Genomic DNA, 11,670 nt, shown 5'->3' on the forward strand with positions numbered 1-11,670 from the left:
ACGAACAACTCTGTTGCTCTTGTTTGCTATGGCCGTAAATTTTGCGTTTGCGCAAACCGGCAGTATTAGCGGGCAGGTGCTTGATGAAAAAGGCCAGCCGCTGCCGGGCGCTTCTGTTACGGCCGGCACACGCTCAACAGCTACTGATGTAAACGGTAAGTTTAAACTTACAGGTTTGCCCGCCGGTGCTACCACCGTTACCGTTACCTTTTTAGGTTACCAGCAACTATCGCAAAGCTTTAACGCCGGTAGCGAAGGCGTAACCCTTAACCTGAAACCCGCCGCTGCCTCAGCTTTAAACGAGGTGGTAATCATAGGTTACGGCAGCCAGCAAAAAAAGAGTGTAACAGGTGCTATTTCTACCGTTACTTCAAAGGATTTTCAGAAAGGTAGCATTACCACGCCCGAGCAGTTAATTGCAGGCAAGGTACCGGGTGTTACCATAACACCAAATGGCGGCGCGCCAGGCGCGGGTAGCACAATCCGCATAAGGGGCGGTGCTTCACTTACCGCGAGTAATGATCCGCTGATTGTTATTGACGGGGTGCCGTTGAGTAATAATGCTATATCCGGCGCTTCAAACCCACTAAGCCTGATCAACCCGAATGATATTGAATCATTCACGGTGCTGAAAGATGCATCGGCAACGGCTATTTATGGTTCGCGTGCGTCAAACGGTGTTATCCTGATCACCACCAAAAAAGGTGCATCGGGTGCACCTAAAGTCAATTTCAGCTCGCAGCTATCCGCTTATAAAGTTGGTAAAAAGGTTGATGTACTCACTGCCGACCAGTTCAGGGCTTACGTAAATGAGAAAGGCAATGCCGATCAGAAAGCGTTGCTGGGCAAGGCCAATACTAACTGGCAGGACGAAATTTACCAAACCTCATTGGGTACTGATAACAATATCAGTGTAGCAGGTTCATACAAAAATATTCCTTACCGCGTGTCTGCAGGTTATCTTAAACAAGTAGGTATATTGGTTACTGATAATTTGCAGCGTACAACCGGTGCCATAACACTTAACCCTAAGTTTTTGGATAACCATTTAAAGGTTGATGTTAACCTTAAAGGCGCGCTAACCGATACCCGCTTTGCTAACCAGGGCGCAATTGGTTCGGCGGTGTTTTTTGATCCCACCCAACCGGTATATACTAAAAATACGTTTGGTAACTACTTTGAGTGGACTAATGTTGATAATGTGGGCAACGCCATTCCAAACCCCAACGCGCCTCGCAACCCGGTAGCGTTACTGGCGCAAAATACGGGTAAAAGCCAGGTGAAAAGGAGCTATGGCAATGCCCAGTTTGATTATAGTATGCATTTTTTACCTGAATTGCACGCTAACCTGAACCTCGGTTACGATATATCAAACGGTAAGGGAACAACCAATGTGCCTGCCATTGCGGCTCAAAGTTTTGCCGTAGGGGGTGTTGATAATCGTTACCAGCAGGATGTAACCAATAAGGTGGCGGAGTTTTACCTGAACTATACCAAGGATCTGAAATCCATCAACAGTAATATCAACGCTACGGCCGGTTATGGTTACTACGATTTTTTAACTAAGATATACTACTATCCAAGTTTAAATGCAAATGGGCAGGTTGTTGCCGGTTCGCAGCCATTGTTTCCGTTTGATAAGCCTCAGAATACATTGATATCATACTACGGCCGTTTAATTTATACCCTTGCCGATAAGTATATTTTAGCGGCATCGGTACGTACAGACGGATCATCTAAATTCGCGCCCGAAAATCGCTGGGGTGTTTTCCCATCGGTGGCATTAACCTGGCGCATCAACCAGGAGTCGTTCCTGAAAGAGTCAAATACGTTAAGCGATCTGAAGTTACGCCTGAGCTACGGTATCACCGGCCAGCAGGATGGCATTCCGTTTTATTCATACCTGCCAACTTACGCGCTTAGTGTTGCATCGGCCAAATATCAGTTAGGTGATACATTTTACAACATGTACGCCCCGGCCGCTTATGACAGATCGTTAAAATGGGAGCAAACCGCAACCTATAACGCCGGTGTTGATTTCGGTTTCCTGAACGGGCGTATCAGTGGCGCGGTTGATGTGTATTTCAAAAAAACCAAAGATCTTTTGAATAGGATCCCGTCTCCGCTTGGTTCAAACTTCAGCAACTTTATTACCACCAACGTGGGTAATATCGAAAACAAGGGTGTTGAGTTCAGCATCAATGCATCACCTATAAAAAATAAGGTGTTTAGTTGGGATATGGGTTTCAACTTTACCTATAATAATACCCGTATCACCAACCTTACCGCGGTTAACAATCCAACCTATCCGGGCGACCAGGTAGGCGGCATTTCAGGTGGAACAGGAAATACCGTGCAGATCAACTCGGTTGGTTACAGGCCGCAAACGTTTTACCTGTACCGCCAGGTTTATGATGCCAGCGGCAAACCAAAGGAAGGTATTTATGAGGATCTTAACGGAGATAACATCATTAACGAAAAGGATTTGTACCGTGTAAAAGCAGCCATGCCGAATTTCATACTCGGCTTCAGCACGCAGCTTAATTATAAAAAATGGTCACTTTCAACCGTGCTGCGCTCAAACCTGGGCAACTATGTTTACAACAACACTAAAGCTAATGTTGGTGTAACACGTGGTATACTTAACCCTGCCGGTTATTTGGGTAATGCCAGTACCGAGATATTCAAATCGGGTTTTGATAATAACCAGTACCTGAGCGATTACTATCTGGAGAATGCCTCATTCCTGCGGATGGATAACCTGGGGTTAGGCTACAATGCCGGTAAAATATTTGGTGATAAGGTAGGTTTACGTATTAATGCCAATTGCCAGAACGTTTTTGTAATAACCAATTACACCGGCCTCGACCCGGAAATTGCTAACGGTATCGATAATAACTTTTATCCGCGCCCGCGCACATTCGTTTTAGGTGTTAACCTTGATTTTTAATTACGAACATGAAAGCATTTAAATATATTACAGGTTTATTGATGCTGGCAGCAATAATAAGCAGTTGCCATAAGGATCTGGACCGGGTGCCCACAAACGCACTCACTGCCGATAAGGTGTACAGCACGCCTGAAGGCTACAAGCAATCGCTTGCGAAAATTTACGGAGCATTCGCGCTTACCGGTAACGGCGGCCCCGATGCCGGTGAAGGAGATATAGCCGGTATTGACCAGGGCACGTCGGACTTTTTACGATTGTTCTGGAACCTGCAGGAGCTTACTACCGATGAAGCCGCCATTGTATGGAACGACCCGGGATTGCAGGATTTCCATGTAATGAACTGGACATCAACCAACGTAATGATCCGCGGATTATACAGCCGTTGTTTGTATCATATCACAGCGTGTAACGAGTTTATCCGTGAATCAACCGACGAAAAGATCGCCTCGCGCAATATCAGCGGCACCGAAGCTGATAATATTCGCCGCTACCGTGCCGAAGCGCGTTTTTTGCGTGCGTTTGAGTATTGGGTACTGATGGATCTGTTTGGCAATCCGCCGTTTGTAACCGAGAATGACCCGATTGGTAAGTTCACCCCGCCCCAAACTACCCGCGCCAACCTGTTCAATTATATCGAAAGCGAATTAAAAGCGATTGAACCGGAATTGGTGGCGGCTAAACAAAACGAGTATGGACGTGTGGATCAGGCTGCCGCCCAGGCGCTGCTTGCCCGGATCTACCTGAATGCCGAAGTATACCTTGGATCAGGTAACAATAAGTATAACGATGCGATAACTTACGCGGAGAGGGTAATTAACTCTGCTTATTCACTTAATGCTTCATACCGTAGTTTGTTTTTGGGTAATAATAACCTTAATAATACCGAAACCATTTTCGCTATTAACTATGATGGCGTAAACTCACAAACCTATGGCGGTACCACTTACCTGATCAATGCCGCTGTGAGCGGCGCGATGGGCCCCGCCTCTTTTGGTGTACCCAATGGCGGCTGGAGCGGTATGCGCAGTACGCGTAACCTGCCCGAAACCTTTGGCGACTACAGCGGTAATACCGACAGGCGCGCCATGTTTGCGGGTAATAAAATCGAAATGGATGACATTACAGTATTTACTGATGGTTTAGCGGTAGCTAAGTTTAGTAACATTACGTCAACCGGTGCTACGCCGGCATCGCCCAATGGTGTATATACTTCTACCGATTTTCCGTTGTTTCGCCTTGCCGAAATGTACCTGGTATATGCCGAAGCGGTTAAACGCGGCGGCTCCGGCTCGGAGGCTACGGCAATCGGCTATATCAATTTGCTTCGCCAGCGTGCCTACGGTAACAACAGCGGTAATATAAGCAGCTACACACTTAACGATGTGCTTAATGAGCGTGCCCGCGAGCTTTACTGGGAGGGTTTCCGCAGGAGTGACCTGATCCGTTACGGCAGGTTTACCGGCAGCAGCTACCTGTGGCCATGGAAGGGCGGCGCACGCAACGGCCGCGCGGTTGAGGCGTTCCGTGCACTTTTTCCACTACCTTCATCTGATGTAAATGCTAACCCTAACCTTGTGCAAAACCAAGGCTATTAAACCTTAATTAAATGAGAACCTATATAATCAAGAGCTTATTTATAGCGATGGCCGTGCTGGTACTGCAGGCCTGCAAAAAGGATACGGTGACAGTAAGGTCGGCAGCCGGGGGTACCGCGCCGACCCTTAAAGCCAGTACTATCGATGTGCAATTAAGCAGCGAAACGGCTAATGATAACGCCGTAACCTTTACCTGGAACAAGGCGGATTATGGCTACAACGCCGCTGTGCAATACACTTTGCAGATAGACAAAAAAGGCAACAAGTTTGCCGCTGCCCGCGAGTACGCGCTTGATGGCACCGCGGCGCTCGAGCAAAAATTTACCGTTGGCGATCTTAATAATTCGCTTGTGCTGATGGGTTTTACGCCGGGCGCAAGTGCCGAGCTGGAAGTAAGGGTAAAATCAGAACTGCGCACCAATGTAGATACGCTGTTCTCAAACGTGATCGAAGTTAATGCTACGCCTTACGCGGTTATTGTAAATTATCCATCGTTGTATGTACCTGCTGCTTACCAGGGCTGGTCGCCTGCGACTGCCGAAAAGGTTGCCTCTGTGTTGGATAATAAAGAGTACGAAGGCTATGTGAATTTTGCTGATGCCGCTAACCTGATATTTAAATTTACAACCGATGTAAACTGGACAACTACATACGGCTGGGCAAGCAGCACCAATACCGATAGCTATGCAGGTGGTACCTTTGCAGCCGGAGCGAACGGTAATCTTTTTGTACCTTCAACAGGGTATTACCTGTTAAAAGCCAATACCAAAGATAATACCTGGGAAGCGCAGAAAACTACCTTCGGTATTGTGGGTGATGCTACGCCGGGCGGATGGGATAACGATACCAACATGAGCTTTAACGCGACAACTAAGGAGTGGACGGTAACAGCGAATTTAGCGGTAGGTAAATTAAAATTCAGGGCTAACGGAAACTGGACTATTAATTACGGCGATAACAAGCCTGCAAATGGTTTCCTTAAATTAAACGGCGAAGATATTCCGATTACTTCAGCGGGTAGGTATACCGTTGTTTTAAACCTCAGCATAGCCGGTAACTATACCTATTCTATCACCAAACTATAAAATCGAGATGAAAAAGAATTATATACTGACCGCCCTAATATGTGCCGGTTTACTGGCGGGTTGTACCAAGGATATAAGCGCGCCGCAGTTTCCGGATGAGCCGATAAACGCGGGTTTTGCCAAAGGTGCTGATGTGAGCTGGGTAAGTGAAATGGAAGATGACGGTATCAAGTTCTATAATAACGCCGGTGCCGCTCAGGATCTGTTTACCATCCTGAAAGGCAAAGGCATGAACTCGATCCGTTTACGTGCCTGGGTAAATCCAACGAACGGCTATAACAACACGGCTGATATGGTCGAAAAAGCAGTACGTGCTAAAAACGCGGGTTACCGCGTTATGCTCGATCTGCACTACAGCGATATCTGGGCTGATCCGGGTAACCAAAACAAACCTGCCGCCTGGGCTAACCTGAGTTTTGCAGCGCTTAAAACCACCGTTGGCACATATACCGTTGCCGTAATGAATGCGCTGAAAGATAAAGGCATTACTCCCGAATGGGTACAGGTAGGCAACGAAACTAATGATGGTATGCTATGGAATGATGGTAAGGCATCAGTAAGTATGAAGAATTTTGCCGAACTGGTAACCGCCGGGTACGATGCGGTAAAATCCGTCAGCAGTAGCAGTAAAGTTATCGTCCACCTGTCAAACGGGTACGATAATGATTTATACCGCTGGATGTTTGACGGCCTTAAAGCTAATGGTGCCAAATGGGATGTGATCGGTATGTCGCTTTATCCAACGGCATCAACCTGGCAAAACCTGAACAAGCAGTGCCTTGCCAACATGAACGATATGGTTGCCCGTTACGGCAGCGAAGTTATGCTGTGCGAGGTTGGCATGCCGGCTACAGATGCCGCTGCCTCGAAGGCGTTTTTAACCGACATTATTTTAAAAACCAATAGTGTGGATGGCAAAAAAGGGTTGGGTGTATTCTATTGGGAACCACAAGCCTATAACGACTGGCAAAACTATAGGTTAGGCGCGTTCGATACTGAAGGAAAACCGACTATAGCTTTAGATGCATTTTTAATAGAAAAGTACTAATTGATGAGAATAGACCTGTTTATCAGCCTGATGCTGCTGGTGGTTTTGCCCGGCTTTGCCCAACGCAAGGCCACCACAAAATCAGCCAATGAAATATATATTGACGCGAAAGGTATTATCCGTTATAGTAAGAATAAAAAAGAGGCGGCATACTTCGGTGTAAATTACACCTTGCCTTTTGCCTATGGTTACCGTTCGCACCAGGCGCAGGGTATTAATATAGAGCAGGCTATTGATAGAGATGTATATCACTTGGCGCGGCTTGGTGTTAACGCTTTCCGTGTGCATGTATGGGATACCGAGATCAGCGATTCATTGGGTAACCTGAAACAAAATGAGCATCTGCGCTTGTTTGATTATTTGCTGGCCAGGTTAGAGGAGCGGGGCATACGCATTATCATTACCCCGATAGCTTTTTGGGGTAATGGTTATCCGGAGCGGGATGAACGCACCGGCAGCTTTAGCGATGTTTATGGAAAAGACGGGGCACTTGTGCAGGAAAAGGCCTACATTGCCCAGGAGCGTTATCTGAAGCAATTTTTTAGTCATGTAAACCCTTACACCGGTAAAACCTATGTAAATGATGCTTTTGTTGTAGCTACCGAGGTTAACAATGAGCCGCACCATAGCGGCCCTAAAGCACGCACAACCGAATATGTAAACCGTATGGCTGCTGCTATAAAAAGCACAGGATGGAACAAGCCGGTATTTTACAACATCAGCGAATCTCCCTGGTATGCCGACGCGGTAGCTAAGTCCGTTGCTGATGGGTTTAGCTTTCAATGGTACCCTACGGGCTTAGTTGCCGGGCATCAGCATAAAGGGAATTTACTGCCGCAGGTTGATCATTATGTTATCCCTTTTGATACCATCCCTGAGTTTAAAAACAAAGCCCGTATGGTTTATGAGTTTGACGCGGGCGATGTAATGCAGCCATATATGTACCCGGCTATGGCACGCAGCTTCAAGAGAGCAGGCTTTCAATGGGCTACCCAGTTCGCTTATGATCCGCTGGGCAACGCGTTCGCTAATACAGAATATCAAACGCACTATCTGAACCTGGCTTACACACCCTCAAAAGCCATCAGTTTATTGATCGCGGGCAAGGTGTTCAAAACGGTGCCGGTATTTAAATCGTACGGCACTTTTCCGGCTGATACCATATTTGGGCCATTCAGGTTAAGCTATAAACAGCAGCTTAGCGAAATGAACAGTGCTAATGAGTTTTATTATTCAAACTCCACCGGCACAAAGCCGGTTAAGCCGGCCGCTTTACAGCATATAGCAGGGGTAGGCTCGTCGCCGATTGTTAGCTATAACGGAAGCGGTGCCTACTTTTTAGATAAACTGGCCGACGGCAGTTGGCGGCTTGAGGTAATGCCCGACGCGGTTATGGTAAGCGATCCGTTCGCTAAAGCATCATTGGCCAAACACGTTACGCGCATTTTTAGCAACGAAAGGCAGATGACCGTGAATCTTCCTGGCTTAAATAACGGACTTACCATTACACCGCTTAATGCAGGTAATCAATACACACCTAAAGTTACAGCAGGCTCCTTTATCATTAAGCCGGGTACCTATCGTATCGCGGCATCTGCAAAGCCTTACAATAAAGCCAACGAGCTGGTTAACGGAAACATTAAGATTGCTGAATTTGTGGCTCCGCAGGATGATAGTTTGAAAATAGAAGTAAATCATCAGCCTTATAAAAGTGTTGCCGCTAACACGCCTTTTACCATAACGGCAACCATAGCAGGGCTTGGCGAGGGGGATAGTGTATCTGTATTGCTTAACCGGTTAACAGGGGCTTACCTCACGTTAAAAATGGAAGCTATAAGCGCTTACACTTATCAGGCCACTGTCCCGGCAGAACTATTGAAACCGGGTCTGTTGAATTATCGCATTGTGATAGCCAAACCAAGTGAGAAACAAATAGCCTTTCCAGGCAATCACAAGGGTGATCCGTTTGGCTGGGATAATGTTACACAGGATCATTATCAAACCTTAATTGCGGCTCCGCAAAGTCCGGTTGAACTTTACAACGCTGCCGATGACAGGGATAATGTAATCATTTACTCGCCCGAATGGAAAACCGACAGCTACGAATATGTTACTAACCAGGCTGGCCGGTTAGCCATCAGTTTAAACCATCAGCCAACTACAAATAACCGGATGGGTGGGCTGGAACTTTACATTAAAAATAAGTTAATAGCCCATAGCGCGGTACTTGATGCCTGCAAAAATGTCACCGTAACAGCCGGAGGAAACCTTGCCGCCAAACTGGTACTGATTGATGCTGATGCCAACTCGTGGAGTGCCACGTTTAATTTATCAGATGGCAAGGCTACGATGCCGCTTAGTGCTTTCAAGCCTGATTCGATGATATTGTTACCGCGGCCATATCCGGGTTTCCAGGCGCTCGGGTTTTCGTCAGGAAAAAATGCGGGCATGTCCTTAAAAAACATAGAAAGAGTACAGCTTTTACTTACCGGCGATGCATCCAAAGAAAGTACAGTGACTATTGAAAGCATCAGCCTTGAAACTAAATAATGTTAAAATTAATGAACCATTTGCACCGCGGCATTATCTGCCTTATCATACTTTTCTACTCATCGCAGGTGTTTGCCCAGCAACCGCGCAAGCGTGAGTTATTGAACGATGACTGGAAATTCCATATTGGCCATGCGGCTAACGCCGAAAAGGATTTTAATTATGGCATAGCCAACATTTACGCGAAAACAGGTAAGGCTGAAAAAACAGCTATAGCTGTTGATTTTAATGATGCGGCCTGGCGAACCGTACAAATACCACATGATTGGGCAGTAGAACTGCCCTTTGCTTTCAAGGATAACGATGACCTGAAAGATCATGGCTACAAAGCCCTCGGTGGTTTATTCCCTGAAAACAGTATCGGCTGGTACCGTAAAAAGTTTAGCATTGTCGCGAGCGATTCGGGCAAGCGTTTCAGCATAACATTTGATGGCATTTTCAGAGATGCGAAATTGTGGCTTAACGGTTTTTACATCGCAGCTAATCAAAGTGGCTACGTAGGCTTTACGGTTGATGTGACAGATTATATCAACTTTAAAAAAGAAAACGTACTGGTTGTAAGAGCCGATGCCACCCAATCAGAAGGATGGTTTTATGAGGGTGCCGGCATTTACCGTAATGTTTGGCTTAACACCTACGATAATATGCATATTGCTGACGACGTGTTTGTTTATACTCATGTACAGCCTGATAGTAAGGCCGCTATTAACATTGAAGCAAATGTAAACAATGATGGCTTACAACCTGCTAACACGGTTTTTTACGCGGTAGTAAAAGACCGTTCGGGTAAAGTTGTGGCTAAAACCGAGGAGCAACAGGTAACTGTAGCTAACCATTCATCAACGCTGATTAAACAACAGGTTGTTTTAAATAAGGCCATGCTTTGGTCGTTAGAGGAGCCATACCTTTATCATATTGAGCCTGTGCTAAAACAAGGAAGCGCCGTTGTTGATAAGCGCGATATCCGCTTTGGTGTGCGTACTGTTGACATTAAAGCTGATGGTGTTTACCTCAATGGTAAGCACATTAAAATAAAAGGCACTAACAATCATCAGGATCATGCAGGAGTGGGTAGCGCACTGCCCGATTACCTGCAATACTACCGTGTAGGTTTGCTTAAACAAATGGGATCAAACGCTTACCGCGCCAGCCACCATGCGCCAACGCCTGAATTGTTAGAGGCCTGTGATAGCCTGGGTATGCTGGTGCTTGACGAGCAACGCCTGCTTAACAGCAGCCCGGAATATATGGATCAGTTTGAGCGGCTCATTAAGCGTGACCGTAACCATCCGAGTGTTTTCCTGTGGTCGATTGGTAATGAAGAAGGTTATGCGCAAACCAACGGATTTGGTAGGCGCATCGCGCAAACGCTGCTTGCCAAACAAAAACAACTCGACCCAACACGTACAAGCACGTATGCGGCCGATCTGGCTAATGTATTTACCGGCGTAAATGAGGTAATACCGGTTCGTGGTTTTAATTACCGGCAGTTTGCCGTGGCAGACTATCACCGGGATCATCCGCAGCAGCCCATTATTGGTACAGAGATGGGCAGCACCGTAACTACACGCGGAATTTATGTTAAGGATACAGTTAGGGCTTACCTGCCCGATCAGGATATTACCGCCCCGTGGTGGGCCAGCCGTGCCGAGCAATGGTGGCCGCTTGCCGCGGTGAATGATTACTGGCTGGGTGGATTTATATGGACAGGTTTTGATTACCGTGGCGAGCCAACCCCTTACAAATGGCCAAACATCAGCTCGCATTTTGGGATGATGGATGTGTGCGGCTTTCCTAAAAATATTTACTATTACTACCAATCATGGTGGAGCGATGCTGATGTGCTGCACGTGTCGCCGCATTGGAACTGGAAAGGTATGGAAGGCAAGAACATTGATGTATGGGTAAACGCTAATGCCGACAATGTTGAACTTTTTTTAAATGGAAAGAGCTTAGGTAAAAAAGATATGCCACGCAATGGGCATTTGCAATGGAATGTAGCTTACCGCCCCGGAACCTTAAAGGCCATCGGCTATCGTAACGAAAAAAAGCTGGTAAGCGAAGTTAAAACAACAGGCACCGCCTATAAAATTAAGCTTACGCCATCAAAAAAAATATTGTTGGCTGATGGCAGGGACGCGGTTGTGGTTAATGTATCCGTAGTGGATAAAAAAGGCCTTGAAGTGCCTGATGCCATGAACGAGATCAGCTTTAATAATAGTGATAATTTAGCCATTATAGGTGTAGGTAACGGCGACCCAAGCAGCCACGAGGGAGACAAGATAATGGACGGCAACTGGAAGCGTAAGCTATTTAACGGGCATTGCCAGGTTATACTTCAAGCAGGTAAGCAAGCCGGTAAAGCAACCCTAAAGGCATCTGCTAACGGACTTGAAGGCGACCAGCAGGTGTTTGAACTTAAATAATTATATTTTATTTAAG

Annotated in this window: 6 protein-coding genes; all 6 read left to right on the forward strand. The window is 46.4% G+C overall.

All coding sequences use genetic code 11. The features are described from left to right. Positions 1 to 28 precede the first annotated feature (28 nt). From AC3WJC_RS07990 to galA, 6 genes are read left to right on the forward strand one after another with little or no spacing between them, the layout of a single operon-like run. Positions 29 to 2,950: a SusC/RagA family TonB-linked outer membrane protein gene (locus tag AC3WJC_RS07990; RefSeq protein ID WP_492398550.1), complete on the forward strand. Its 2,922-nt coding sequence runs from the start codon at positions 29 to 31 to the stop codon at positions 2,948 to 2,950. Positions 2,951 to 2,958: 8 nt separating this feature from the next. Then, complete coding sequence (locus AC3WJC_RS07995) at positions 2,959 to 4,545, forward strand: RagB/SusD family nutrient uptake outer membrane protein (RefSeq protein ID WP_492398551.1); 1,587 nt, start codon at positions 2,959 to 2,961, stop codon at positions 4,543 to 4,545. An 11-nt stretch (positions 4,546 to 4,556) separates the two neighbouring features. Next, complete coding sequence (locus AC3WJC_RS08000; RefSeq protein WP_492398552.1) at positions 4,557 to 5,630, forward strand: SusE domain-containing protein; 1,074 nt, start codon at positions 4,557 to 4,559, stop codon at positions 5,628 to 5,630. 7 nt (positions 5,631 to 5,637) lie between these two features. Beyond that, positions 5,638 to 6,678 (forward strand): glycoside hydrolase family 53 protein, encoded by a 1,041-nt coding sequence (locus AC3WJC_RS08005; RefSeq protein ID WP_492398553.1) that lies wholly within the window; start codon positions 5,638 to 5,640, stop codon positions 6,676 to 6,678. A 3-nt stretch (positions 6,679 to 6,681) separates the two neighbouring features. Next, the gene (locus tag AC3WJC_RS08010) at positions 6,682 to 9,228 is read left to right on the forward strand and encodes a cellulase family glycosylhydrolase (RefSeq protein WP_492398554.1); all 2,547 of its coding nucleotides are present in this window, start codon (positions 6,682 to 6,684) and stop codon (positions 9,226 to 9,228) included. 11 nt (positions 9,229 to 9,239) lie between these two features. After that, positions 9,240 to 11,654 carry a beta-galactosidase GalA gene (gene galA / locus AC3WJC_RS08015; protein ID WP_492398555.1) on the forward strand — a complete coding sequence of 805 codons (2,415 nt, stop codon included), beginning with the start codon at positions 9,240 to 9,242 and terminating at the stop codon, positions 11,652 to 11,654. Positions 11,655 to 11,670 lie beyond the last annotated feature (16 nt).

The organism is Mucilaginibacter sp. FW306-07-L, from assembly GCF_058782065.1.

Excerpts from the sequence above, each read along its gene's own strand:
- AC3WJC_RS08005 (WP_492398553.1), top strand. The coding sequence starts at position 5,638 with ATGAAAAAGAATTATATACTGACCGCCCTAATATGTGCCGGTTTACTG.
- AC3WJC_RS07995 (WP_492398551.1), top strand. The coding sequence starts at position 2,959 with ATGAAAGCATTTAAATATATTACAGGTTTATTGATGCTGGCAGCAATA.
- AC3WJC_RS07990 (WP_492398550.1), top strand. The coding sequence starts at position 29 with ATGGCCGTAAATTTTGCGTTTGCGCAAACCGGCAGTATTAGCGGGCAG.
- AC3WJC_RS08010 (WP_492398554.1), top strand. The coding sequence starts at position 6,682 with ATGAGAATAGACCTGTTTATCAGCCTGATGCTGCTGGTGGTTTTGCCC.
- AC3WJC_RS08000 (WP_492398552.1), top strand. The coding sequence starts at position 4,557 with ATGAGAACCTATATAATCAAGAGCTTATTTATAGCGATGGCCGTGCTG.
- galA (WP_492398555.1), top strand. The coding sequence starts at position 9,240 with ATGAACCATTTGCACCGCGGCATTATCTGCCTTATCATACTTTTCTAC.